Source organism: Flavobacterium sediminilitoris (assembly GCF_023008245.1).
In the GTDB taxonomy this organism is placed as follows: domain Bacteria; phylum Bacteroidota; class Bacteroidia; order Flavobacteriales; family Flavobacteriaceae; genus Flavobacterium; species Flavobacterium sediminilitoris.
In genome coordinates this window covers 1,205,684-1,232,564 of sequence record NZ_CP090145.1, presented here as the reverse complement: position 1 = coordinate 1,232,564, position 26,881 = coordinate 1,205,684, and the positions used below count along the sequence as shown (strand labels likewise).

At 28.5% G+C, this 26,881-nt stretch carries 30 protein-coding genes; 23 read left to right on the top strand and 7 right to left on the bottom strand.

The genetic code is table 11. The features are described from left to right. Positions 1–237 precede the first annotated feature (237 nt). From LXD69_RS05690 to LXD69_RS05650, 9 genes are read left to right on the top strand one after another with little or no spacing between them, the layout of a single operon-like run. Positions 238–1,764, top strand: a complete 1,527-nt coding sequence (locus tag LXD69_RS05690) for a carbon-nitrogen hydrolase family protein (RefSeq protein WP_045970089.1) — start codon at positions 238–240, stop codon at positions 1,762–1,764. A gap of 44 nt (positions 1,765–1,808) precedes the next feature. Then, positions 1,809–2,288 (top strand): DUF6265 family protein, encoded by a 480-nt coding sequence (locus LXD69_RS05685; protein ID WP_246918148.1) that lies wholly within the window; start codon positions 1,809–1,811, stop codon positions 2,286–2,288. 14 nt (positions 2,289–2,302) lie between these two features. Further along, positions 2,303–2,584: a hypothetical protein gene (locus LXD69_RS05680; protein ID WP_246918146.1), complete on the top strand. Its 282-nt coding sequence runs from the start codon at positions 2,303–2,305 to the stop codon at positions 2,582–2,584. After that, a complete protein-coding gene (locus LXD69_RS05675) occupies positions 2,541–2,813 on the top strand; it encodes a hypothetical protein (RefSeq protein WP_246918144.1) in 273 nt (90 codons plus the stop codon). Before LXD69_RS05680 ends, LXD69_RS05675 begins: the two co-directional genes overlap by 44 nt. A gap of 2 nt (positions 2,814–2,815) precedes the next feature. Continuing rightward, positions 2,816–3,352 (top strand): YfiT family bacillithiol transferase, encoded by a 537-nt coding sequence (locus tag LXD69_RS05670; RefSeq protein ID WP_045970096.1) that lies wholly within the window; start codon positions 2,816–2,818, stop codon positions 3,350–3,352. Between the two features lie 2 nt (positions 3,353–3,354). After that, a complete protein-coding gene (locus tag LXD69_RS05665; protein WP_246918141.1) occupies positions 3,355–3,705 on the top strand; it encodes a hypothetical protein in 351 nt (116 codons plus the stop codon). A 40-nt stretch (positions 3,706–3,745) separates the two neighbouring features. Continuing rightward, a complete protein-coding gene (locus LXD69_RS05660) occupies positions 3,746–4,144 on the top strand; it encodes a hypothetical protein (RefSeq protein ID WP_246918139.1) in 399 nt (132 codons plus the stop codon). Next, entirely contained in the window at positions 4,135–5,010 is an 876-nt protein-coding gene (locus LXD69_RS05655) for a Rossmann-fold NAD(P)-binding domain-containing protein (RefSeq protein WP_246918137.1), read from the top strand. Before LXD69_RS05660 ends, LXD69_RS05655 begins: the two co-directional genes overlap by 10 nt. A 2-nt stretch (positions 5,011–5,012) precedes the next feature. Continuing rightward, complete coding sequence (locus tag LXD69_RS05650; RefSeq protein WP_246918135.1) at positions 5,013–5,936, top strand: DMT family transporter; 924 nt, start codon at positions 5,013–5,015, stop codon at positions 5,934–5,936. 45 nt (positions 5,937–5,981) lie between these two features. Here the strand turns inward: LXD69_RS05650 and LXD69_RS05645 are convergent, their stop codons facing one another. Then, positions 5,982–8,045, bottom strand: coding sequence for a M13 family metallopeptidase (locus tag LXD69_RS05645; RefSeq protein ID WP_246918133.1), 2,064 nt, complete (start codon positions 8,043–8,045; stop codon positions 5,982–5,984). A 437-nt stretch (positions 8,046–8,482) separates the two neighbouring features. On the opposite strand from LXD69_RS05645, the gene LXD69_RS05640 reads away from it, so the two are divergent. From LXD69_RS05640 to LXD69_RS05625, 4 genes are all read left to right on the top strand, one after another. After that, on the top strand, positions 8,483–9,148 hold the full coding sequence (locus LXD69_RS05640; RefSeq protein WP_045970106.1) for an SCO family protein: 666 nt from the start codon (positions 8,483–8,485) through the stop codon (positions 9,146–9,148). Between the two features lie 81 nt (positions 9,149–9,229). After that, positions 9,230–9,466: a FeoA family protein gene (locus LXD69_RS05635; protein ID WP_045970108.1), complete on the top strand. Its 237-nt coding sequence runs from the start codon at positions 9,230–9,232 to the stop codon at positions 9,464–9,466. 3 nt (positions 9,467–9,469) lie between these two features. Then, positions 9,470–11,578 (top strand): ferrous iron transport protein B, encoded by a 2,109-nt coding sequence (gene feoB, locus LXD69_RS05630; protein WP_246918131.1) that lies wholly within the window; start codon positions 9,470–9,472, stop codon positions 11,576–11,578. 62 nt (positions 11,579–11,640) lie between these two features. Beyond that, the gene (locus tag LXD69_RS05625; RefSeq protein ID WP_082084344.1) at positions 11,641–11,769 is read left to right on the top strand and encodes a FeoB-associated Cys-rich membrane protein; all 129 of its coding nucleotides are present in this window, start codon (positions 11,641–11,643) and stop codon (positions 11,767–11,769) included. A 7-nt stretch (positions 11,770–11,776) separates the two neighbouring features. Here the strand turns inward: LXD69_RS05625 and LXD69_RS05620 are convergent, their stop codons facing one another. Genes LXD69_RS05620 through LXD69_RS05610 form a run of 3 tightly spaced genes read right to left on the bottom strand, consistent with a single transcriptional unit; the run spans position 11,777 to position 13,685 of the window. After that, positions 11,777–12,184 (bottom strand): hypothetical protein, encoded by a 408-nt coding sequence (locus LXD69_RS05620; protein ID WP_246918129.1) that lies wholly within the window; start codon positions 12,182–12,184, stop codon positions 11,777–11,779. Between the two features lie 32 nt (positions 12,185–12,216). Beyond that, positions 12,217–13,035 carry a ZIP family metal transporter gene (locus LXD69_RS05615; protein WP_045970114.1) on the bottom strand — a complete coding sequence of 273 codons (819 nt, stop codon included), beginning with the start codon at positions 13,033–13,035 and terminating at the stop codon, positions 12,217–12,219. 2 nt (positions 13,036–13,037) lie between these two features. Continuing rightward, on the bottom strand, positions 13,038–13,685 hold the full coding sequence (locus LXD69_RS05610) for a metal-dependent transcriptional regulator (RefSeq protein WP_246918127.1): 648 nt from the start codon (positions 13,683–13,685) through the stop codon (positions 13,038–13,040). Positions 13,686–13,772: 87 nt separating this feature from the next. On the opposite strand from LXD69_RS05610, the gene LXD69_RS05605 reads away from it, so the two are divergent. Both LXD69_RS05605 and LXD69_RS05600 read left to right on the top strand, forming a co-directional pair. Continuing rightward, positions 13,773–16,022, top strand: coding sequence for a TonB-dependent receptor (locus LXD69_RS05605; protein WP_246918126.1), 2,250 nt, complete (start codon positions 13,773–13,775; stop codon positions 16,020–16,022). Positions 16,023–16,121: 99 nt separating this feature from the next. Continuing rightward, positions 16,122–16,511, top strand: a complete 390-nt coding sequence (locus LXD69_RS05600) for an acyl-CoA thioesterase (RefSeq protein WP_045970120.1) — start codon at positions 16,122–16,124, stop codon at positions 16,509–16,511. Between the two features lie 29 nt (positions 16,512–16,540). On the opposite strand, the gene LXD69_RS05595 is transcribed toward LXD69_RS05600, so the two are convergent. The 3 genes from LXD69_RS05595 to LXD69_RS05585 all read right to left on the bottom strand — a co-directional run bounded on the left by LXD69_RS05595 (position 16,541) and on the right by LXD69_RS05585 (position 18,435). Continuing rightward, entirely contained in the window at positions 16,541–17,023 is a 483-nt protein-coding gene (locus LXD69_RS05595; RefSeq protein WP_045970122.1) for a PAS domain-containing protein, read from the bottom strand. A 159-nt stretch (positions 17,024–17,182) separates the two neighbouring features. After that, entirely contained in the window at positions 17,183–17,527 is a 345-nt protein-coding gene (locus LXD69_RS05590; protein WP_246918124.1) for a DUF6686 family protein, read from the bottom strand. A 2-nt stretch (positions 17,528–17,529) separates the two neighbouring features. Further along, positions 17,530–18,435 (bottom strand): DUF6607 family protein, encoded by a 906-nt coding sequence (locus LXD69_RS05585; RefSeq protein WP_246918122.1) that lies wholly within the window; start codon positions 18,433–18,435, stop codon positions 17,530–17,532. 111 nt (positions 18,436–18,546) lie between these two features. Here LXD69_RS05585 and LXD69_RS05580 point away from each other — a divergent pair, with 111 nt between their 5' ends. The 8 genes from LXD69_RS05580 to LXD69_RS05545 all read left to right on the top strand — a co-directional run bounded on the left by LXD69_RS05580 (position 18,547) and on the right by LXD69_RS05545 (position 26,865). After that, complete coding sequence (locus LXD69_RS05580) at positions 18,547–20,667, top strand: TonB-dependent receptor plug domain-containing protein (RefSeq protein ID WP_246918120.1); 2,121 nt, start codon at positions 18,547–18,549, stop codon at positions 20,665–20,667. Between the two features lie 16 nt (positions 20,668–20,683). Beyond that, positions 20,684–22,096 carry an HmuY family protein gene (locus LXD69_RS05575; protein WP_246918118.1) on the top strand — a complete coding sequence of 471 codons (1,413 nt, stop codon included), beginning with the start codon at positions 20,684–20,686 and terminating at the stop codon, positions 22,094–22,096. Position 22,097: 1 nt separating this feature from the next. Then, the gene (locus tag LXD69_RS05570; protein ID WP_246918116.1) at positions 22,098–22,553 is read left to right on the top strand and encodes a DoxX family protein; all 456 of its coding nucleotides are present in this window, start codon (positions 22,098–22,100) and stop codon (positions 22,551–22,553) included. Between the two features lie 91 nt (positions 22,554–22,644). After that, positions 22,645–23,781 (top strand): lycopene cyclase family protein, encoded by a 1,137-nt coding sequence (locus tag LXD69_RS05565; RefSeq protein ID WP_246918114.1) that lies wholly within the window; start codon positions 22,645–22,647, stop codon positions 23,779–23,781. A 132-nt stretch (positions 23,782–23,913) separates the two neighbouring features. Further along, complete coding sequence (locus tag LXD69_RS05560) at positions 23,914–24,324, top strand: BrxA/BrxB family bacilliredoxin (RefSeq protein ID WP_045970132.1); 411 nt, start codon at positions 23,914–23,916, stop codon at positions 24,322–24,324. A gap of 89 nt (positions 24,325–24,413) precedes the next feature. Beyond that, a complete protein-coding gene (locus LXD69_RS05555; protein WP_246918112.1) occupies positions 24,414–25,151 on the top strand; it encodes a lysophospholipid acyltransferase family protein in 738 nt (245 codons plus the stop codon). A gap of 1 nt (position 25,152) precedes the next feature. After that, positions 25,153–26,142 (top strand): acyl-ACP desaturase, encoded by a 990-nt coding sequence (locus tag LXD69_RS05550; RefSeq protein WP_246918110.1) that lies wholly within the window; start codon positions 25,153–25,155, stop codon positions 26,140–26,142. 78 nt (positions 26,143–26,220) lie between these two features. Beyond that, entirely contained in the window at positions 26,221–26,865 is a 645-nt protein-coding gene (locus tag LXD69_RS05545; RefSeq protein WP_246918109.1) for an HD domain-containing protein, read from the top strand. The last annotated feature ends 16 nt before the right edge of the window (positions 26,866–26,881 follow it).

Below are 26,881 nucleotides of genomic sequence, written 5' to 3'. Positions count from 1 at the left end.
GTAAAAAAAAATTAAATGGTTTATATATTATTTTGTATTCTAATGAAAATTTTAATCTTGATGTTTATTTCAAAACTCCATAGTTGCAACTATATTCTTTTCATTTCGACAGTGCAAAGATTAAATAACTTTCAAACATTATTCGGTAACTATCCATTTACTTTCGGTTGTAAATAATTGTAAACGTTTGTAAACGGAAATATTTTTCATTATATTTGTTGAAAATCAAATACATATATGCCAGCAAACATTAAATCAATTGAGTTACGTAATTTACAAATTGAAGATTACAAAGAATTAAAAAAATCAATGATTGAATCTTATCCAGAAATGGCAGATTCATTTTGGAAAGAAGATCAAATAGAACTTCTATTAAAAAAATTTCCTGAAGGCCAATTAGTTATTGTTGTTGATGGCATTGTAGTAGGTTCTGCATTATCTCTATTAGTCACAGAAGATTTTGCCTTTAAAACCAGAACCTACAAATCTATTACTGGAAATTTCACCTTCTCAACTCACAATCCTGATGGAGAAGTTTTATATGGAATAGATGTATTTATTAATCCTCAATATCGCGGTCTTCGACTAGGTAGACGTTTATATGATGTTAGGAAAGAATTATGTGAACAACTAAATCTAAAATCGATAATATTTGCTGGAAGAATTCCAAATTATGGCAAATATAAAGATGAAATAACACCAAAAATTTATATTGAAAAAGTAAAGAAAAAAGAAATTTATGATTCTGTCTTATCTTTTCAGTTAAGTAATGATTTTCATGAAGTACGTGTACTTAAAAACTATCTAGAAGGAGATGTAGAATCACAAGAATATGCTGTTTTATTAGAGTGGAATAACATCTATTATGACGATAGTCCAAAATTAATCAATACAGAAAAAAGTGTCGTTCGTTTAGGACTAATTCAATGGCAAATGCGTTCTTTAGGAAACTTAGATGCTTTGTTTGAACAAGCCGAATTTTTCATAGATGCTGTTTCTGGTTATGGAAGTGATTTTGCTTTATTTCCAGAGTTTTTCACAGCACCATTAATGGCAGATTATAATCATTTATCTGAAGCCGAAGCTATTCGAGAGCTAGCTCGACACACCGAAGCTGTACGATTAAAGTTTCAAGAATTCGCCATTTCTTATAATATTAATATCATCACAGGAAGCATGCCTTACATTGAAGACGAACATGTTTATAATGTGGGTTTCCTTTGTAAACGTGATGGAACGAACGAAATGTATCGTAAAATACACATTACACCAAACGAAGTTTTTCATTGGGGAATTACTGGTGGTGATACCATACAAACTTTTGATACCGATTGTGGCAAAATAGGAATTATGATTTGTTATGATGTAGAATTCCCAGAATTATCTCGTTTAATGGCAGATGAAGGCATGAATATTTTATTTGTTCCTTTTTTAACTGATACACAAAATGGTTATACTCGTGTAAAAAGCTGTGCTCAAGCTCGAGCAATTGAAAATGAATGCTATGTTGCAATTGCTGGCTGTGTTGGAAATTTACCAAAAGTGAATAACATGGACATTCAGTATGCACAAGCAGCCGTATTTACTCCATCCGATTTTGCTTTCCCAAGTAACGGAATTAAAGCAGAAGCAACTCCTAACACGGAAATGACACTAATAGTAGACGTAGATATGGATTTACTGAAAGAATTGCACGAACATGGAAGTGTAAATACCATGAAAGACAGAAGAAAAGACTTATATAGTTTAAGAAAATTAAAGTAATAATCAGCACTTGTCATTCTGAAATAATAATAAAAAAAGCAATAATGAAAAAAGTAATTTTTCTTTTACTCCTTGTTACATCCTTTGGGTACACACAAAACACCTTACATTATAATGATGAAAAAGGATCTGAAAAAGCCACTCTTAAAGACATCGAGTGGTTAGAAGGTAATTGGACTGGTGATGCTTTTGGTGGTATTTTTCAAGAAAACTGGAACAAACCATTAGGTGGTTCCATGTTGTTTAATTTTAAATTAGTGGTTGATGGGAAAGTGGCTTTTTATGAAATTGGTCATATTATAGAAAAAGACAAAACACTGTTATACCAAATCAAACATTTCGATGCCGATTTAAAAGGTTGGGAAGAAAAAGACAAATCAGAAGATTTTAGATTCATCAAAAAAGAAAATAATAGAATGTATTTTGACAACTTTACTTTTGAGAAAGTTTCTGATAACGAAGTAAATTTGTATGCTTATTTTGAAGATTCTAAAGAAGAAGTGGTTTTTAATTTTAAGAAGTGAAAACTATTTAAAATATGACTGAAAATAGTTTACAATTAAATTTAACCCAATTTATTAAGACAGGTAAATTTAATTTTATTTCTCTTGGAGTTCACAAAAATGAATTATTAGCGAAAGGCTTTCATCCTGATGATTGGCTCAATAATGAAACTATAGAGTCTTCAAAAATATGGAAATATGGAAACTTTGAATTCCATTTTGATAATGACTCATCACTTAAAGAAATATTAAACAATTATGTCCCTAAATTAGATGGTGGAAAAAAAAATTCATATTCAAGATTGGTGGCTTTTTAAAGAAGGTAAATATATTCCAAACTTAAAAGAAACAATTAAAGAATTAGATAAACTCGATTTGAAATATTATAAAGAGATTGATTTAATTGGATTTATAAACATAACATTTGAAAATCAAGTTTATATAGTTTTTGAAAACATTGAAAAAATCAATGATTTAAACCTAGGTGAATTTAAAATGGTAGTAATTGGAAAGAAAAAAATAAATCGAAAAAAAAGTAATAACTAAACATGGAACTAGAACAACTAAAATACCCAGTTGGACAATTCAACTGTCCAGAAGTAATAACAGACGACATTTTGCATTCATGGATTTCAGAAATTCAACATTTTCCAGAGTATGTTGTAGCTGTTACCAATGAACTTTCCAAAGAAAAATTACAATGGAGATATCGTCCTTATGGTTGGAATATCAAACAAGTAGTACATCATTGTGCAGACAGTCACATGAATGCTTTTATTCGATTTAAGTTGGCTCTCACAGAAGAAAACCCAACGATAAAACCGTACGCAGAAGATTTATGGGCTGAATTAATTGACGGTACTGATGATGATATTTCTTATTCACTATTAATTTTAAAAGGCTTACACCACAGATGGCATTTGGTTTTACTAAATATGGATGAAAAAGATTGGGAAAAAACATATTATCATCCTGAAAGTAAACAATCTTTTACCTTAAAAAGTGTAGTCGGACTTTACGCATGGCATTGCAGACATCATTTAGCACATATAAAACATGCTTTACTACATGAAAATAAGTTTTAATTATGGCAAAATTGTGTTTAGAATGTAACGAAAAAATTATTGGAAGAGAGGATAAAAAATTCTGTTCAGATGGTTGTAGAAATGCTTACAACAATAAAATGAACAAAGATCAAAATAACTTGATGCGTAATGTGAACAATAAATTGCGTAAAAATTATCGTATTCTTTGCGAACTAAATCCAGATGATAAAACCAAAACTACTAGAACCAAACTCGTTAGCAAAGGTTTCGATTTTGAATTTTTCACTTCTATTTATCAAACCAAAACTGGCAATACCTATTATTTTTTATACGATCAAGGTTATATGCCAATTGAAAATGATAGTTTTGTTTTAGTTAAGAAAGATAGTTAGTTTTTAGAATAAAGATGAAAGAGAAAATAGAAAAAGAAAAATGTATTTTACTCTAGGTTTGATTTTATTATTCATACTATTTATTTTATTTGATGAAAAGAGAAGAAAAGAGAAAATTGAAAGTTTTACAGTTTCAACAATTGGATTAATGAGTAAAATAAGTAAAAAAGAAAGCGCTCATGGTTATTATAATTGTCGTTTTTATGTAAATAATAAAAGTTTTGTTTCAAAAGTTTCTTACAAAAGTAAAAAAACCATTTTAAATCGATTTTATAAAGTCAAGTATGATAAAAAAAATCCAAATAACAACTATCCATTTTTAGATGAAAAAATTCAACCTGATTCTCTAACACTTATAAGTCAGGGTTTTAAAAGCATAAAATATTACGAACACGATATTGCTACTAATACTTATATAGAACATTATAAATGGCAGTAAATAAACAAATTTCCATACTAGGTTGTGGTTGGTTAGGGTTACCTTTAGCCAAAAAATTAATTGAAAACGGTTTTTCAGTTAAAGGTTCTACAACTTCTGAAAATAAACTTGCATTATTAGAATCCAATAAAATTGAACCATTTTTACTTTCATTATTTGAAAATAAAGTTGAAGGCAATATAGATGATTTTTTAAACGACTCAGAAATTTTAATTATCGATATTCCTCCTAGTTTAAGAAAAGACACATCTATTTCTTTTGTGACTAAAATAAAAACTTTGGTTACCCAAATAGAAAAATCTGAAATTAAAAAAATCCTTTTCGTAAGTTCGACTTCTGTTTATAGGGATGTATTTCCAATTGAAAAAATAACAGAAGAGACACCTACGAATCCTGATACTGAAAGCGGTAGACAATTAGTTGAAGTAGAACAATTATTATTGAATAACCCAAATTTTGAAACCATAATTCTGCGTTTTGGTGGTTTAATTGGAGAAGATAGACATCCTATAAAACACCTAGCAGGAAAAAAAGATGTAGAAAATCCAGATGCTCCTATAAACTTTATCCATCAAGAAGACTGTATTGGAATAATTACAGCAATTACACAACAACTTCTCGACTTTGATAAAAAAAATAATGATGTGATGTTGAAACATTCTGGAACATCAAAGCAACATGACAATTTTGTTTTTAATGCTGTTTCACCTGAACATCCAACTCGTGAAAAATATTATCAAAAAAAAGCTTCCGATTTAAATTTAGCTTTGCCTATTTTTACAAAAAATTCAAAATCAAAAGGGAAAATTATTTTAAGTACTAAAATAGAAACCTTTTTATCTTACACTTTTAAAAAGGAAATTTAGTAATGGCTTATTTTAGTGTCTTTCACGAATATATAAAAAGAAAGAAAAGTGCTGTTGGATTACCATTTATTGCGCTTTGTTGGATTAGTTTCTTTTGGGGAACTACATGGATTGCTTCAAAAGAAGGTGTAAAACATATGCCCGCAATGCAACTTGTTGCTATAAGACAATTATTTGGAGGTGCCATTTATCTAATCTATTTTTTAATCAAAAAATCTCCTTGGCCAAATAAAAGACAATGGCGAAATATTTTAATATTAAGCGTTTTAAATTTCATGTTAAGTAATGGGTTAAGCACTTGGGGTGTGAAATACATTTCAAGTGGCTTAGGAGCTATTATTGGTTCTATTTTCCCTTTATGGATTGTTATTATTAGTTTTTTTAGAGGTGATAAAATTTCTTGGAAAGCTGCTCTAGGATTATTCATTTGCTTTTCTGGAATATGTGTTATTTTCTACGATTACTTAAATGATTTTCTAAATCCTGAATTTCGTTTTGGAATATTACTCTCTGTAATTGCTACTTTTACTTGGGCTTTATCTTCAATTTATATTAGAGAAAATAAGACTAATTTCAATCCTTACTTTAGTCTAGGATTGCAAATGCTAATTTCAAGTATTGTTATATTTAGTGTTACTAATATAAACGGGACCGCAATACCTTTGGTAGAAATTCCAACTATTTCATGGTGGTCTATTGCTTATTTAATAGTTTTTGGTTCGGTATTAACTTTTATCGCATTCATTTATGCTCTTGAAAATTTACCTAAAGAAGTAAGCAGTTTATATGCTTATATTAATCCAATGGTCGCTTTATTTTTTGGTTATTTCTTATTTAATGAACCATTTACTGTTTCCATTGCAATAGGTGGATTTATTACAATTACAGGTTTATACTTAGTAAATAAAGCAATAAAAACAAAATAAAAAAGGCCAAGTTAACTTGGCCTTTTCTTAATATTTAAAATTTGATTACCAAATTTTCACTCTATTTTCAGGAGCAATATACATTCCGTCTCCTTCTTTAATACTAAATGCTTTATAGAAAGCATCTACATTTTGTAAAGGTACGTAAGCACGATACATTCCTGGTGAATGTGGATCTGTTTTTACTTGATTTTTAATAGCCTCATCGCGCATTTTACTTCTCCAAATTGTTGACCAAGAAATAAAGAAACGTTGTTCTGGTGTAAAACCATCTATTAATCCAGGATTACCATTTTCTTTTAAATAAATCTGTAATCCATCATAAGCAGCATTTACTCCTCCTAAATCACCAATATTCTCTCCAAGTGTAAATTTTCCATCTACAAATATTCCAGGTAGTGGTTGTAATGATGAATATTGATCAGCAAGAGCTGCTCCTAATGTTGTAAATTCCGTTAAGTCCTTATCACTCCACCAATTAACTAAGTTCCCATCTGAATCATAACGAGATCCTGAATCATCAAAACCATGCGAAATTTCATGACCAATTACGGCTCCTATTCCGCCATAATTTACTGCTTCATCTGCCTTATAATCGTAGAAAGGTGGTTGTAAAATTGCAGCAGGAAATACAATTTCATTATATGATGGATTAAAGTATGCATTCACTGTTTGTGGAGACATTCCCCATTCTTCTTTATCAACTGGTTTTCCTAATTTTTTTAAATTTTCATTAGTTCCCCAGATTGATGCATTCTTCATATTTTGAAAATAAGTACCTCCTTCTTCAGGGTTCATAATTATTAATTCTGAATAATCTTTCCATTTATCAGGATAACCAATTTTTACTCTAGATTTTCTCAATTTCAATTTCGCGTTTTCTTTTGTTGCTTTTGTCATCCAAGGCAAATTATCAATTCTATTTTCAAATGCTTTGAATACATTAGCAATCATAGCTTGCGCTTTTTCTTTTGCTTCCGCTGGGAATTTTTCAGCTACATATAATTTTCCTAAAGCTTCTCCTAGTGTTCCATTAACAGCTTGTAAAGCTCTTTCTTCAGCAGGACGTTGTCTTACAGCTCCGGTTAAAGTTTTTCCATAAAAATCCCAATTCGTATCACCTATTTCTGTACTTAACAATCCAGATGTTTGACGCAATAATGTCCATTTCATGTATTCTTTCCATGCATTTACATCATTTTTCTTTATTATGCCTTGTAAAGCCGTCATATATTTAGGCTGAGATACTATAATTGTGTCTATCTTCCCTATCCCAATTTCTTGAAAATAAGTATCCCATTTTACAGCAGGAACTAATTTTCCAAGCTCTGCAATTGTCATTGGGTTATATGTTTTTCTTCTATCTCGTCTTTCTACTCTATCTAATGTTGACTCAGACATTGATGTTTCTAATGCTAATATTTTAGATGCGTTTTCTTTTGCATCTCCTTCATTTTCTCCTAAAAAAAGTAGCATTTTAGCAACATGATCAACATATTTTTCTCTTTTTTCTTTGTTATCTGGTGAATCAGATACATAATAGTCTCTATCTGGTAATCCAAGGCTTCCTGTTCCTAAATAAACTACATTTCTAGTACTATTCTTAGCATCTGTTCCTACATACGTTCCGAAAAATCCTAAACCACCTTCTTTTTCCATTTCTGTAATAAAAGCTACTAAATCTTTTGAATTCTTTATTGCTTCAATTTTATCTAGGTAAGGCTTTAAAGGTTCTACTCCTTGTTTGTTTCTAGTTACAGTATCTAGTATTGTTTTATAAAGACTTATCGCTTTACCTTGATCAGAATTTGGTTCAATTGTTCTGTCTACTAATGCCTTTTTTAAGATAAACATTACATCTTCGTCTGTTTTCTTTCTTAGTTCATCAAAACTTCCCCATCTTGTTCTATCTGAAGGTATTTCTGTATTGTCTAACCATTTTCCATTTACATAACGAAAAAAGTCGTCAGCTGGTCGAACTGATTTGTCCATATAATTTGTATTTATACCAACAATTTCTTTTTTTGTTGTTTTCCCTGTTTTACAAGAGTTTAATGTTGTAGCTAATAAAAGGATGCAAATGCTCCCTTTAAAAATATAATTCTTCATTCTGGTTAATTTTTTAAAGTTATAGTAGCGAAAACAAATATACTTTATTTCAATTGGTTCGGGAAACTCCCTTTTATTCTTTAACAATTCTTTTAGAAATAATGTCTTTTTTATAATTAATTTTAACAAACTATATCTTTTTATAGTAGTTGTTAAATTAATTTCTATATTAATAGTCAACATGTTTTATAAGTTTAAAATATACTTTATTTGACTAAACTTGATATTTAACTATTTTAAGATCATTTTTATTATTATTAAAATCACAAAAGTAGACTAAGAAAAACAATCAGAATTTATGATTTTTTTATGATTCTTACACCCTTAATTAATAGACTACAAATAAATCTTAATCCTACCAAAACTAATGTAACTCATCTAACATTAACACCCTTTTTGCTATTTATCTTTTAAAAAAAATTAATTTTGCATTAATTATGAGATTAAACAAGAAAGCACATATTTGGTTTATAGTTGTATTCATATTCATTCTAATTGGAATATTCATTGGGATATATACTCTTACAAAACCGCAAAAAAAATTACGAATCTATACTCCAAGAGATGTAAATCCAGAGCTTGTAGATACTACAATTCAACACATTGGATATAAACACTTCATAGCTGATTTTTCTTTTACTAATCAAAATGGAAAAATAGTTACTCAGGAAGATTATAAGGATAAAATATATGTGGCTGATTTCTTTTTCACAACTTGTCCTTCAATTTGTCCAAAAATGACTGATAATATGGTTTGGTTACAAGAAAAGATTAAAGACAATCCGAAAGTAATGCTATTATCTCATTCTGTAACTCCTGATATTGATAGTGTTCCTGTTTTAAAAAAATATGCTCAAGAAAAAGGAGTAATAGATGAAAAATGGAATTTGGTTACTGGAAATAAAAAAGACATTTATTACATTGCCAGAAAATCATACTTAGCAGTTAAAACTGGAAATATAGATGAAATGTATGATATGGTACATACTGAAAACTTTATCCTTGTAGATCAAAAAAGAAGAATCAGAGGGTTTTATGATGGAACTAATCTAGAAGAAGTAAAAAAACTTTATGAAGATATTCTTTTCCTTTGCAATAATTAACTTCAATATTTTATAATTTATTTATCATTCTTTTTCTAAATTATTAGCTACATTTGTATTTTAATTCAATCTAAATAAGGTTTGAGAAAAATATTATCTAATTTAAAAATAGGAGAAAAAGGATTAATTGATGAAATTAATATTGATGAAATTCCTTTGAAGCTTTTAGAAATGGGTTGCTTACCTGGTAATTCTATTCAATTGATTCAAATCGCTCCTTTTGGCGATCCATATTATTTTAATATAAACGATTCTCACGTTGCTATTCGAAAAGAAACAGCAAATGAAATATTCGTAACTACTGAAAATACCATCTAATTAATGTCAAATTCTACTATAAAAGTTGCTTTAATAGGAAATCCTAATGTAGGAAAAACATCTGTTTTTAATCAATTAACTGGTTTAAATCAACAAGTTGGAAACTATCCAGGAATTACTGTTGAAAAAAAGCAAGGAACATGTAAATTGTCTGATTCTGTAAAAGCAAAAATAATTGATTTACCAGGAACATATAGTTTAAATGCTAGCTCAATTGATGAAAACGTTGTTATTGAATTATTATTAAACAAGAAAGACGAAGACTTTCCAGATGTTGCAATAGTAGTTACTGAAGTAGAGAATTTAAAACGAAATTTACTCTTATTTACCCAAATTAAAGACTTAGAAATTCCTACCATCCTTGTCATAAACATGGCTGATAGAATGCAGTTGAAAGGAATTGAGCTTGATATTCCTATATTAGAAAAAGAATTAAAAACTAAAATTGCATTAGTAAGTTCTAGAAAAAAAACTGGAATTAATGAACTAAAATCGTTAATTTTAAACTATAGTTCTTTATCCAAAGAGCCTTGTTTAAATGCATCAAGTATTGATCCTGAATATTTTAATAATTTAAGAAGAGCATTTCCTAACCAATTATTATACAAACTTTGGTTAGTGATTACCCAAGATGTGAATTTTTTAAATCTAGATAGAAATGAAATTAAAAGTTCATTTACAAAATCGCACAGTGATTTAAAAAGATTACAGCAAAAAGAAACTATAAAAAGATACCAATTTATTAATGACACTTTAAAAATTGGGCAAAAAATAGACGCTTCAAAAGCTACTGATTTAAGAGCTAAATTAGATCGAATACTTACTCATAAAGTATATGGTTATCTTATCTTTTTTGGAATTCTGCTTTTAATTTTCCAATCTATTTTTGATTGGAGTACTATTCCAATGGATTTTATAGATGAGAGTTTTACATCATTAAGTGCTTATACAAAAAACAATCTTCCAGCAGGAGAATTTACGAATCTTTTAAGTGAAGGAATTATTCCTGGAATAAGTGGAATTGTAATTTTCATCCCTCAAATTGCTTTTTTATTTTTATTTATTTCCGTTTTAGAAGAAAGTGGTTATATGAGTCGTGTTGTTTTTCTTATGGATAAAATTATGCGAAAATTTGGATTATCTGGAAAGAGTGTCGTACCATTAATTTCTGGAACAGCATGTGCAATTCCAGCAATTATGGGAGCTAGAAATATTGAAAACTGGAAAGAACGCTTAATAACAATATTGGTTACTCCTTTTACAACTTGTTCTGCAAGATTACCTGTTTATGCTATTCTAATTTCATTAATAATTCCTGAAAAAAGAGTTCTTGGGTTTTTAAGTTTACAAGGATTAACTCTAATGCTTTTATATCTTTTAGGTTTTGGAATGGCTGTTCTTTCAGCAGTAATTTTAAATTACTTTTTAAAACTTAACTGTAAATCTTATTTCGTTATTGAAATGCCTTCTTATAAGGTTCCTATGCTTAAAAATGTTGCTTTAAACGTTATTGAAAAAACAAAATCATTTGTAACTGGAGCTGGTAAAATTATCTTAGCTTTATCAGTAATACTTTGGTTTCTAGGATCTCATGGTCCAAGTAAGAATTTTGAAAATGCTGAAAGTATTATTGTAAAAAACCTTACTGAAAACAATATAGAATTAGATCCTGATTTAGTTGAAAATAAAATTAATAGTTATAAACTAGAGAATTCATATATTGGTATAATGGGTAAAGTAATTGAACCTGTACTAATGCCTTTAGGATATGATTGGAAAATCAGCATTGCTGTTGTTAGTTCTTTTGCAGCAAGAGAAGTATTTGTTGGTACTTTAGCTACTATATATAATGTGGGCAGTCATAGTGATGAAGAAATAACAATTAAAAACAGAATGGCGGCAGAAGTTCATCCTGTTACTGGAGAGAAAATATTTAATTTTGCATCTGGCTTTTCATTATTGCTTTTTTATGCTTTTGCAATGCAGTGTATCTCTACGGTCGCAATTGTAAAAAAAGAAACAAATTCATGGAAATGGCCTATAATTCAATTTATCTTTATGAGTGGATTTGCTTATTTAACAGCATTACTGGCGTATCAAATTTTAAAATAAAATAGAATCTATCTAATTTACAACTTATATACGTTTAGAATTTACTTTAAAAAATTAAAATCATGAACCTTCAACAAATATTAGTCTATATAACACTTGCATTTGCAATTGGCTTTTTATTAAAAAAATTCTTTTGGAAAAAGAAATCTAAAAAATCAGGCTCTTGTGGTGATGATTGTGGATGTCATTAATAAACACCTACTCAAAATAAATACCCAATTTATATTCATCCTCTTTTATCTCAATATCTTTCACTCTATTAGGTGTTATTACAATTGATGTAATAGACATATCTGGTAATTTTATATATTTAGAGAACCACGTCCTATTTTCTTCAAAAGTATTTGAAGTAACTATAATTAATTTTTCTTCTACTAAAGTTTCTCCTTTATAAACTGCAATTTTCATTTCTACTTGTCCTATCCAAATACAATTAACTCCTTCAGGACAACGAGAATCAGAAACAAATTTGCTAATCTTCATTTCATAACCGCTTCCAACATTTGTTTTAGATGTTGAGTTTAACAACAACTCTCCTTGAGAAATATTGTTTTTAGAAGAACATTGTGTTAAAAAAACGGATAAAATTATAATCAATACTTTCATGTGAATACATTTATAATACTAAGATAAACATTTTATCCTAATGCAACATCTAAACTCATCATCACAATAAAACCACCTATAAAACCCATAGTTGCTATATCTGTATTTTTATCTTGTTGTGTTTCAGGAATTACTTCTTCAACAACAACAAATATCATCGCACCAGCAGCAAAAGCTAATGCGTAAGGTAGAATAGGTGTGAAAAAAGTTACTGCTAAAGCTCCAATAACTCCAGCAATAGGTTCTACAATTGCAGAAGCCTGACCATACATAAAGCTTTTTCTTCTACTCATTCCCATCCTTCTCAACGGCATTGAAACGGCAATTCCTTCGGGAAAATTTTGAATTCCTATACCAATAGCTAAGGTTACTGCTCCTGCAATAGACGCTTCAGGAATTCCAGCAGCTACTCCACCAAATAAAACTCCTACAGCTAATCCTTCTGGGATATTATGTAATGTTATAGCTAATACTAATAACGTTGTACGTTGCCAAGGTGATTTTATTCCTTCACTTTCTTTAAAATTAATATGCAAATGAGGCAATGTTTTATCTAAAGCAAAAAGAAACAAAGCTCCCATTAAAAACCCTACTGCTGCTGGCATTACTTTTACAAAACCTTCACCTTCACTCATTTCAATTGCTGGAGCTAATAAACTCCAATAACTAGCTGCTACCATTACTCCTCCTGTAAATCCAAGCATTCCATCTAGAACTACTCTATTCATACTTTTAAAAAAGAAAACAAATGAAGCACCTGCTGCTGTTACAAACCATGTAAACATAGTAGCATAGAATGCCGCCAATATAGGATCGATATTTTCTAAATATTCTATTAAATTTTGATACATACTTATTGAACGTATAAATTATTTGCAATTTTATTTGATATAGTAATCGTTTTATTATTAACCTCTATCTTTAATGTTTCATCAAAAGCTTCTTTTTCAAGAATTGTTATACCTGTTCCTAATGCAATATTTTTTTTATCCAAAAATTGCAAAAATTCAACAGAAGTATCTTTTACGCCTACACATTGAAACTTAGTATTTAAACTTACTTCTGATAACAATTTCTTTTGTAGCTTTTTTATCTCTCCGTTTGAATTTGGAATTGGATCTCCATGTGGATCAAAAGCAGGAAAACCAAGAAAATCATCTAATTTATTAATCAATTTTTCAGATTTAATATGTTCCAATTCTTCCGCTATTTCATGAACCTCATCCCAAGAAAATGCTAGTTTTTCAACTAAAAACACTTCCCATAAACGATGTTTTCTAACAATCATTTTGGCAGAATACAATCCTTTTTCTGTTAAAGAAACACCTTGATATTTTATATAGCTAACTAAATCTTTTTCAGCTAATTTTTTAATCATGTCAGTTACTGATGATGCTTTAGTATCTAGCATTCCTGCAATTGCATTAGTATTCACGCCTTTTGGAGACACTAATGAAAGGTGATAAATAACTTTTAAATAATTTTCTTCTGAAACCGTCATACACAAAGTTTTAGCAAATATATATAAAATATTTTTGCTTAATGAAATAATATTTTTAGTTTTGTCTAAATTTTTATTTAAATAACATTGAAAAATATATTTCTATTAACAATACTCCTTTCTACATTTTGTTTTTCTCAAACTACAATAAAAGGTGTAATTACTTCAAAAGAAGAACCTTTAGCGTTTGCATCTGTATATATTCCAAAACTTAATATTGGTAGTAATACAGATGAGAATGGGAATTATATTCTTAAAGATATACCTCAAGGAGAGTATATTATTCATTTTTCTTTTATTGGTTTTAAAACTCAAAAAAAGAATATAATACTATATAATGAAACACAACTCACTATAAATATTAATCTTGATGAGAGTCAAAATCTTAATGAAGTTGTAGTTACTGGAACATTAAAAGCAGTTTCTCGATTAGAAACTCCTGTTCCTGTAGAAGTATATACTGCTACTTTTCTTAAAAAAAATCCAACGCCAAATATTTTTGAAGCTTTACAAAATGTAAATGGTGTTCGTCCTCAACTTAATTGTAATATTTGTAATACTGGAGATATACATATTAATGGTTTAGAAGGACCATATACTATGGTAACTATTGACGGAATGCCAATAGTAAGTGGATTGTCTACTGTTTATGGATTGTCTGGAATTCCAAATTCATTAATAGACAGGATAGAAATTGTAAAAGGGCCTGCATCCTCTCTTTATGGCAGCGAAGCTGTTGGTGGATTAATTAACATTATAACCAAAAGCTCTGAAACAGCTCCTTTGTTTTATGCTGATATTTTCTCAACTTCTTGGTTTGAAAATAATATTGATTTAGGAGGAAAATATAACATTGGAAAAAGCGTTCAGTCTTTACTAGGTGTTAATTATTTCAATTATAGCAACCCTATAGATAATAATCATGATAATTTTACGGATGTTACTTTACAAGATAGAATTTCTGTTTTTAATAAATTTACTTTTAATAGAACAAGTGAGAAAGAATTCAGTTTAGCTTCAAGATTTTTTTACGAAGATCGTTGGGGCGGAGAAATGCAATGGAATAAAAATTATCGTGGTGGAAGTGATATTTATGGAGAAAGCATTTATACAAAGCGTTATGAATTAATAGGGAAATATCAATTACCTATTTCTGAAAATGTTTATGCCTCATTTTCTTATACTAATCATAATCAAAATTCAGTTTATGGAAATATTTTGTTTTTAGCTCAACAAGAAATTACTTACGGTCAACTTACGTGGGATAAAAAAATAAAAAATCATGATTTATTATTTGGAGCAGCCTTTCGCTATCAATACTATAATGATAACACAACTGCCACAATAGAATCTGAAAAAAGTAAAATAAGTAGTTTTTTTGTTCAAGATGAAATTAAGTTAGCGGAAAAACATAGCATTTTACTTGGTTCTAGATATGATTATAATTCTATTCATGGTGCTATCTTTACACCAAGAATCGCTTATAAATGGAAGCCTTCAAAAAGTGATATATTTAGAATAAATACAGGAACTGGATTTAGAGTTGTGAATCTATTTACAGAAGAACATGCCGCTTTAACTGGGTCTAGAGATGTTATAATAACTGAAAATCTGAATCCTGAAAAATCATATAATATTAATTTGAATTATTTAAAAAAATTCGAATTTGAAAACGGAATTCATTCTGTTATTGAATTTTCTAGTTGGTACACCCATTTTAAAAATCAAATTATTCCAGACTATGACACAAATCCTAATCAAATTATTTATTCAAATTTAAATGGATATTCTAAAACTTATGGATTAACAGGAAATATTGAATTGATTTTCCCTTTTGGATTAAAAACAATGGTAGGCTTTACGGCTTTAGAATCTAAAAATAAAAGAAACGGTATATTATCTACCCCAATATTAACTGAAAAATTTAGTACAACTTGGGGCATTACTTATGATATTTCAAAATGGAATCTTTCTATTGATTATACTGGTAATCTATATGGACCTATGCGTTTACCTTTACTTGGCGATTTAGATCCAAGAAGTGAATATTCTCCTGTTTGGAGTATTCAAAATATTCAATTCACATATAAAAAATTAAAATATTTTGAATTATATGGGGGTATTAAAAATCTATTAAATTGGACGCCAAATAAAAACAATCCTTTCTTAATTGCAAGGGCAAATGATCCTTTTGATAATGATATAGTATTTGATGCTAATGGAAATGCTGTTCCAACTGAAAATAATCCTTATGCACTTACTTTTGACCCTAGTTATGTCTATGCACCAAACCAAGGAATAAGAGGTTTTTTAGGGTTGAGATATATCTTCAATTAAATATAAAATATTGCTATTATTTTTGATATAAGTTCTATTTTTGACAGACTAATAAGTGTACATTTTTTTAAAACAAAAACGCTTAGAAAATTTAAAATTATGAGTTTAGAAAAAAGAATAGAAAGTTCAATTACTAGAGTATTCAAGGCTGTTTTTCCTAATACAACCAATCATTATGACACTCTTTTTGGAGGAACAGCAATGCAGCTTATGGATGAAGTGGCTTTTATAACTGCTACTCGTTTTAGCAGACAAAAAATGGTAACTGTAAGCAGTGATAAAATTGATTTTAAAAAACCTATTCCTCATGGAACAATTATTGAGCTTATAGGAAAAGTAACTTATTTAGGAAATACTAGTATAAAAGTTAGAGTTGATATTTTTATTGAAAAAATGTACAATGATACTCGTGAAAAAGCCGTAACAGGAGAATTTACTTTTGTAGCGATTGATGAAAACAAAACAGCCGTAAAAATTATTGTTGATTAAATATAAAACCTGAGAAATCTCAGGTTTTTTTATGCTGTTTTTTCAAATGCAATATAATTTAAGAAATTACCTTTTCTGTCAAATTTTGGCAAAGCATCGATTTCACATAAATAGGTCTCTCCATTTTTTTTATAATTTAAAATAACCTCTTTAAATGGCTTTCTTTCTTTTATTGCTAATCTAATATTATTTTTTGTTTCTTCTGAAGTTTCTTTTCCTTGAAATATTCTTGGCGATTTTCCAATTATTTCTCTATAATTATACCCATTCATTTCAGTTACATTTCTAGAAGAGAATATAATTTTAAAATTATGGTCTGTAACAATAATCACTTTCTTACTTTCTATAATGTCAACATAGACAATCTTATCTTTCCAGTTATTTTGTAATGTATTAAACTCTTTTATTTCATGCATTTGCAAACCATAAAAATCCCAACTTATCAATGGCAAAGATGTTACTTTTAAGCTTTTTTGATGCTTTTCTAGTGCTTTTTCATATTCTTCAAACATACTTTTATAATTCAATTCTATTCAAATTTAACCTATTAACTTTAATAAACTCTATTCTAACTATAGATTTAACTTTTATATCCTTTCGTTATTAAAAAACAAAGAGTTCCATTAAAAAATGAAACTCTTTTAAAATTAACCAACTACAAGTAGTCCAAATTAATTCAATACTAATTTGTAATCTATTTCATTAAGTGTTAAAAATCTATTTTTATTTTTTACACCCATTAATATTCTCAATTCTTTAATTTCGAATACGTCAAGCATTATCATTAAATTTTTTTGAGTTGTAGGTATTGGAATTCTTTTCTCATAAATAGAATTTTCATATTCTTTTTCCCAATAATCTTCATCAACATTTTTTATATAATCAATAAAAACATCTAGCTCATAACTTGTTAAATTTAATAACAAGTTATTGAAAGATAATTGAAATATTTTTGCATTTGGACAAAATAATAAAAGTCCATTTGTCGTTCTTTTTATTATTTTTAATTGACACATGACTATTCTTTTATAAATGAATCAATTATCTTATCCGTTTCAGCTTTTGGAGTACTACCTTTTAAATCAAACAAATGCATAAAAAGAGGTTTTTTATCTACACTTTTTTCAAGTGTTAAATCTTTGTTTTTATTAAAAATCGTTTCCCATTTATCTCTTACATTTTTCCACATTACTTTATTTTCTTTCCAGTATTTTTGAGCTGCAACACACTTAGAATCTTCAACTTTTACATATAAATCTAACCCTTTTTCTTGAGCCAGTTCTACATCTTTTCCATCATCATTACGAACAATTTTTCTATTATCTTGCTCATGTAACCACCCATAATCTGTAATTTCATGAATATTTCTTCTTTCTAAAACATTATAATCTTTACGTATTGTATGTTCTCTTCTTGGTAAAGGTGCGTCGGTTGTATTCATCCAATAATGTTTTCCATCCGCATGTATCCATGATGCAGTTCCTTCATATCTTGGACTATCATCTACCTGATATACTTTTTGTGTCCATTGCCCTTTTACTTCTTTTGGATTTAATTTCTCAAACTTCCATGTTTTATCTTTAAAAAATTGATAAAAATCAGTGTTTTCATATAGCCAATCTTGTCTCCAATGTTTTACAATTGCATCATCTCCAACTATTAATAAATGTTGTAATACTAACTTATTTGATTTGTCTTCAACTAATTCTACCCATTCTAATCCATAATCAATTTTTGTAGGAGATGGTTTATATGTTGAATCTTTTTCTGTTTGAAAAGTTTCAGTAAAATTAAATTTTACTTCATAACAGCCGCACATCGCTTTTATTGCTTTAATATCTTCTTTCTTATTAGATTCCTGCCCTACTAATACAGAGCTAACTAGCATAATTGATGCTATCATACATGTTGGTTTGATTTTCATTATATCCATTTTTTTAAGTTTAATTTCTTTCGACAAAGATATTATATTTATTTGGAATAAATAAAAATAAGGTATACTTTTGACGAAAATTATCAAGAACAATTCTAAATAATGAAAAACAGAATATTCCAAATCACTTCTTTATTACTGATTATCAAAGGATTTTCACAAGAAATAAAAAAAGATAGTACTACAATAAATGAACTAAAGGAAGTTGTTGTAACTGCTCAATTTGAACCGCAATCATTAAAAAAAGCAGTTCACAATGTTCGTGTGATTACAAAAGAAGACATGGAGAAATTAGCTGCAAATAACCTTTCCGATGTTTTAAATCAATATTTAAATATTACAATAACACCTAGTTCTGGAACAGGCAGATCTACAGTTTCAATGTTTGGTTTAGATGCAACATATTTTAAAATATTAGTTGATAATATTCCAATTGTAAGTGATAATAGTTTAGGAAATAATATTGACTTAACCCAAATTAATCTGGATGATATTGAAAAAATTGAAATAATAGAAGGCTCAATGGGGGTAACTCATGGTGCTGGAGCTGTCACTGGTATTTTAAATATTATAACTAAAAAATCATCCTTACATCGATGGGAAATAAATACAACACTTCAAGAAGAAACCGTTGGAAATGAATATTCTGCTTTTGATAAAGGAAAACATATACAATCTATTAAAATATCCAATAAAATTAATGATAATTGGTTCGCTTCATTAGGCATTAATAGAAATGATTTTAAAGGCTACCTAGACAATAGAAAAGGTGAAAATTATTCAGAATCTGATAATAAAAGAGGATATACTTGGTTACCAAAACTTCAATATTTCACAAATGGAATGATCACTTATAAGAAAAATAGTTTTAGAGCATTTTATAAATTTGATTACTTAAATGAGAACATCGATTATTTTAATCCTACCATATTAGTTGTTGCCAATCCTCCTTTTGGAGAAAATAAATTTGCGAAAGATAAACGATATAAAACCACACGATTTTATCACCATTTTAATGCAATAGGCTCTCTCTATTCTTTAAAATATAATATCTCTGTTTCACATCAAAAACAAAGTAGAGATACTGAAAATTTTATTTATAATTTTCAAAACAGCAACGAAGAGAATACTATTTCAACAAAAAATCAATCTGCTGAAGTTCTTTATTCTACTGGAACATTAAGTAATTTCTTTAAAAATGAAATTGTTGACTTACAATTAGGATACGAATTTGTAAATAATCACGGATTTGCATTAGTCGATGGAGAAAACCAAACACTAAACCCAATAAGAAAACGATTTGAAAACTATGATTTCTTTATAGCTTCAGAAATAAAAGCAGCTTCAAATTTCTTAATTCGCGCAGGAATAAGAGCTTCAGCACAATCTAAGTTTGATAATCAAACAGCCTCTTCACTAGGATTACGTTATCTTTTTAATAATGACTTCGAATTGAGATCTTCAATGGGAAAATCTTTTAGAGTTCCTACGTTTGAAGAACTTTATTCTAAAATAAAATTTTCAGGACATCAATTCTATGGAAATGAAAATTTAATTCCAGAACAAAGTACCTCTTTAGATGTAAACTTAAAAAAAACAACCTCTTTTAAATCTGACTTAAAACTTGCTAATCAAATTTCAACCTCTTTTCTAAATGTAGATAACAGAATAGATATGGCTTTTGTTGGTTTTGAACCTAACTCCACAAGTCCCATTTATCAATACATAAACATTAATTCCTATAAAATGTGGAACATTTCAACCACTCATCAAATTAATTATAAAAAATGGAATGCTTCCGCAGGATTAATATATGTTGGCATTTCACAAGTCATCGATAATGGAGAAGCTGTTTCAGACGATAAATTCTTATATAATTTACAATTCAACTCTAATCTTTCTTATGAAATACCAAAAATAAATACCCAATTTTCATTGTACTATAAATTCAATGGAAAGCAACAACAATTTGTTAGTTCTATTGAAAACAATGAAACTATTTATAAACTATCTGAAATAGAAAGTTACTCCTTTTTAGATGCTTCGATAAGGAAACTATTCTTTAAAAAACAATTAGAATTAAATATAGGTGCTAGAAACATACTCAATGTAACAAGAATTAATCAAGGAATAACCACAGGAACTCATACAAGTTCTTCAGATATTTTACTTGGCTACGGTCGCTCCTATTTTATGAAATTGTCTTATAAATTAAATTATTAACTATATATATATTACCATGAAAAAAAATGTCTTTTTATTTTTATCTATAATTGCTCTTTCAATTCTTGGATGTAGCAAAGACGATGACGCTGAAACACTATCTACAATTCAAGCAGCGTTTATGAATCCAGAAGTTAACTTATCATCAACTGAAACAACGGTAAACATTGCTTTCTCAAGTGCCGCAACATCAGCAGGAACTATTACATTAAATGTAACACCTACAAATGTTAGTAATGGAATAGATTTTAGCACAAACCCTGCTATTACAGGAACAACTATTACCGTTCCTTTTAATTCGGGTGCGACTAATACTTCTTTTACTTTTACAAAAATAATTGAAGCTATTGAAGGAGAAACTAAAAATGTAAAATTCACAATTGCATCTACTTCTCTTTCTAATATTGAAATTCCATCTACTACAAATTATACTCAATTAAACTTCAATGAAACTGCCATTACTGCAAATACTACAATAGCTGAAAATGGAGGAAATAATTTACCCAATCAAGTATATATAGATCTAAGTTCGGGAACAGAAACCGCTATTTCTAGAACTTCTTGGGAATTAGGTTTTCATTCTGGAAACGAGTTTAGAGTAGTTCTAAATCCTGCAATAAACAAGCTTGCAGTAAAACAACTGGCTACTACTAATATTGATGAAGTACAAGCCGAAGATCCAAATGTTACAACAGGAAATTATATACCTAGTGGTTCAATATACATTGACAACCCTTATGGAAACTTATCAGGAACTTCTATTGCTGAAATATCATCTGTAGACAGTGAAAATAAAGTGTATTTAGTAAATCTTGGTCAAGATGTTTCAACTACTACCGCAAGTGGAACAGGAACAGCTTTAACAGGAGACGATAGAGGTTGGAAAAAAATCAGAATTCTTAGAAGTGGTAATAATTATAAATTACAATATGCTAATATTGATGCGACGACACATAATGAAGTAATTATTTCAAAAAATGCAGCATTTAATCATACTTTTTATAGTTTAATCACAAACAATATAGTAACTGCTGAACCAGAAAAAGACAAATGGGACTTAAACATAACTCCTTTTATGAATTACACACAATATAATGGTGAAAATGTATCTTATTTCTTCAGTGATGTTGTTATAACAAATGCATTAGCAGGAACTGCTGTTTATAGTGTTTCAACTACCGATTTTTCATATACTGACTTTAATATAAACAATGTAAACTCTACTAATTTTAGCACAAATGAAGCAAAAGACAGAAGAGCGATAGGTTCAAATTGGAGATCGACATATCCTGCTCCATCGGTAAAAACAAATCTTTTCTATGTTTTAAAAGATACTGCTGGAAACATTTATAAAATAAAATTCACTTCTATGTTGAATAATGCAAGTGAAAGAGGCACAACTACATTTGAATATTCTAAATTAAACTAAGATGAAACTATTAAAAATATTCATAATAGTCTTAAATTTATTCATAGGTGGCTTTATGATTAATGGAGGAATAAAAAAGTTTACTGGAGAAAAACCTAGTCCGTATAAAGTAATTGAGCAAGTTCAAAAAGGCGAAGAAATAGCTCCAAATGAAGAAATTCTAGTAATCAAAAACTATATTTTTGGAATGAAGCAAACTGGTTATTTTTGGCCATTTCTTGGAGTTATGGAATTATTAGCTGGAATTCTATTAATTAGTCAGGTTTTTGCAAAAATTGGAGCTTTCATAACGCTTCCTATTACTCTTAATATTTTTCTCTTTCATTTATTTCTAGAACCTCATGAAATTGGAGAACTTATATTAGTTGCTGCATTATTAATTGCAAATTTATATTTAATATTTGTTAGCTATAAACATTGGAAACCTTTATTATACAACAAGGCAATACTTAGTTAACATCACAAATATTCAATGAATTGTAAAAGTCACTCTAAGACAGAGTGACTTTTCTTTTTTTAATTTCTTCTTATTCAATATCTTTGAAAACATGCAACATTATCATTATATATTTACAGGATCAGGATTGTCTGCTTTAATGACAGTTTATGAAATGATATTATCTGAAAGTTTTAAAAGTACTTCTATCTTATTAATTGATCAAGACTTAAAAAAATCAAATGATAGAACATGGTGTTTTTGGGATATGTCTACCGTCTTTGAAAGTATCGTTTATAAAGAATGGGAATCTGCTAGTTTTTCAGATTCAACTTCAAAAAAAACCTTAAAAATTGCTCCTTATAAATACAAAATGATAAAAGGGATTGATTTCTACAATTTCATTTTCGAGAAAATTAATACACATAATAACATTCATTTCCTAAATGAAAAAATAATTAATTTTAAAGATGATGGAAATCAATGTATCGTAAAAACAGAAAATAAAAATTTTACTTGTGATAAAGTTTTTAACTCTATTTTTAATCCCAAAATTATTAAATCTCAAACCAAGTTCCCTTTATTGCAACAACACTTTATAGGTTGGCACATTAAATCTAAAGAATCTGTTTTTAATGAGAATATAGCAACATTTATGGATTTTTCCGTAAATCAAAAGGGAAATACTCGTTTTATGTATGTGTTGCCTACATCAAAAAATGAGGCTTTAATTGAGTACACTTTATTTTCAAAAGACTTACTTGATAGAGAAGAATATGAAAATGAAATAAAAGAATATATCAAAAAAATAGGGATTACTGAATTTGAAATTATTGAAAAAGAAAAAGGAAATATTCCTATGACCTGCTATGAATTTTGGAAAAACAATTCTAAAAATATAATCCATATTGGCTCCGCTGGTGGTTGGACAAAAGCAAGTACTGGTTTTACCTTTAAAAATGTAACCAAAAAATCTAAACAGTTAGTACAATTCATTTTAGCTGAAAATGACTTTAGGACATTTCATAAAAAAAATAAGTTTTGGTTCTATGATCTATTATTTATTGACATTCTATATATAAGAAATGAACTTGGTGCAACTCTATTTTCTTCCTTATTTAAAAAAGGAAATCCAATTTTGATTTTTAAATTTTTAGATGAAGAGACAACTTATTTTGAAGATTTTAAAGTGATTATGAAATGCCCAAAAGCTCCATTTATTAAAGCACTATTTAATCGATTATTATAATTGACCACTTCTTTATCATATTATAAAAAATCTTTATGATTTCTTTAATTCTTAAGTTTATAATTCTCATTATCTTTGTAAAAGATTTAAAATAAATCTAAACAACATAAATAAAAATTTAAAACAAAAAATATGTATCCAGAAGAAATGGTAAAACCAATGAGAGCAGAACTTTCAGATGCTGGTTTTCAAGAATTACATAGTGCTGAAGATGTTGACAAAGCAATAAAATCAAATGGAACAACTCTTGTTGTAGTAAATTCAGTTTGTGGTTGTGCAGCAAGAAATGCTCGTCCAGGTGCAAAAATGAGCTTAGATAACTCTAAAAAACCTTCAAACTTAATAACTGTTTTTGCAGGTGTTGATAAAGAAGCCGTTGATAAAGCTAGAGAACATATGTTTCCTTTTCCTCCATCATCTCCATGTATGGCTTTATTTAAAGATGGAGAATTAGTTCACATGTTAGAACGTCATCATATTGAAGGAAGACCTGCGGAATTAATTGCAGAGAACTTAAAAGATGCCTATAGCGAATATTGCTAAAATACTATGCTAGCATATATAAAAACCATTAGTAAATCTAATGGTTTTTTGTTTTTAATAGTACCTTTGTATCAAACATTATTTAAGTTATGCAAAAGATTTTATCTTACCCTATTTCTATACTGTATTACTTTTTATTTTTATTTTGGTTATGTCTTTTTCATCCTATACAATGGATCTGTTTTAATCTATTTGGATATAATGCACATCGATTAAGCGTAGCAATATTAAATTTCTTTTTAGTTAGAAATACTTTAATATTAGGAACAACATATTCTTTTAAAGGAAGAGAAAAACTACCTAAAAACGTTCCGTTAATTATAGTTGCAAATCATCAAAGCTTATATGATATTCCTCCTATAATATGGTTTATGAGAGATTGGCAACCAAAATTTATTAGTAAAAAAGAATTAGGAAAAGGAATTCCTAGTGTTTCTTATAATTTAAGGCATGGTGGATCTGCTCTTATTGATAGAAAAGACGGGAAACAGGCATTAGGAGAAATAAAAAAATGTGGAGAATTTATAAACAAAAACAATTATTCTGTAGTTATTTTCCCAGAAGGAACAAGAAGCAAAACAGGAGTTCCAAAACCTTTTTCAGTCAATGGATTAAAAATGCTTTACAAATTTGCTCCAGATGCCTATTTTGCACCTATAACTATTAATAATTCTTGGAAAATGACAAAACATGGTCAATTCCCACTTGGATTAGGAAATAAAATAACATTTGAAGTTCATGAGCCTTTAAAAATTTCAGATTATACCTTTGATGAAATTTTTGAGAAAACAGAAAATATAATTACACAAAATATAAAAACGAAATAAAATGTCAATAAAAAATGTACGCTTAGAAGTAATGCAGTTTTTGGAAAAAAAAATTGATTCCTTTGTTGAAGAGTTTTTAATTCCAGTTGAAAAAATTTGGCAACCAACCGATTTGTTACCAAATTCTGAAAGTGAAAAATTCTTTGATGAAATAACAGAATTAAGAGAAATTGCAAAAGATTTACCTTATGATTTTTGGGTAGTTTTAGTCGGTGATACAATTACTGAGGAAGCTTTACCTACTTATGAATCTTGGTTAATGGAAGTTGAAGGAGTAGATAATGAAGGAAGAAATGGCTGGAGTAAATGGGTTCGTAACTGGACTGGAGAAGAAAACCGTCATGGTGATGTATTAAACAAATACCTGTATTTATCTGGACGAGTTAATATGAAGGAAATTGAGCAAACAACTCAACATTTAATCAATGATGGTTTTGATATTGGAACAGGTAGAGATCCTTATAAAAACTTTGTATACACTAGTTTCCAAGAGTTAGCAACCTATATTTCTCATAACAGAGTAGCGCAAATGGCAAAAAAATTCGGAGACAATAAATTATCAAAAATGTGCCGATTAATTGCTGGAGATGAAATGCGTCATCATCAAGCATATAGTACATTTGTAAGTAAAATTTTTGAAGTTGATCCAAGTGAAATGATGCTTGCTTTTCAACACATGATGAAACATAAAATTACAATGCCTGCTCATTTCCTAAGAGAATCAGGTCAAAAAATTAGTACTGCTTTTGAACAATTTTCAGATTCTGCACAAAGAATTGGTGTCTACACTGCAAATGATTATGTAGATATTATGCAAAAATTGATTGATAAGTGGGAAATTGATAAAATTGTGAATCTAACAGATGAAGCTGAAAAAGCGAGAGATTTCCTAATGAAGTTACCAGCACGTATGGCACGAATTTCCGAAAGACTTGTAATACCAGAAGAAGGACATATTTTTAAATGGGTACAACCTGCTTTAATTAAATAACTATCAAAAAAACAAAACATATCTCTACTAAAGTTTAAAACATAAAGACTTTAGTAGAGATTTTTATAACTGTAAAAAATGCAATTAATTGATACTACAATACATTTCGTAAAAGAGAAACTTCAAAATGCAGAAGGAGGACATGATTGGTTTCACATTGAACGTGTTTATAAAAATGCTCTTTTAATTGCTAAAGATGAAGAATGTAATCTTGAAATTGTAAAACTAGGCGCTCTGTTACATGACATTGCCGATAGTAAATTTCATGATGGAGACGAAACTATTGGTCCTAAAATAGCAACTACTTTTTTAGAAAGTCAAAATGTAGACAAAAATACCATAAACCATGTTATTGCGATTATTGAAAACATTTCCTTTAAAGGTGGAAATTTTGACAAAAAATTTACATCCAAAGAACTTGATATTGTTCAAGATGCTGATCGCTTAGATGCTCTTGGTGCAATAGGAATTGCTAGGACTTTCAACTATGGTGGTTTCAAAAACAGACCACTCTACAATCCAAATATTCAACCTCAACTTAATATGAGTAAAGAAGAATATAAAAATAGCAACGCACCTACATTAAATCATTTTTATGAAAAATTACTCCTTCTAAAAGACAAAATGAATACTGAAACAGGAAAAAAAATTGCAAGAGAACGACATATTTTTATGGAAAATTTCTTATCACAATTCTATGCAGAATGGGAAGGAGAAAAATAAAACTATCGTTAAATTC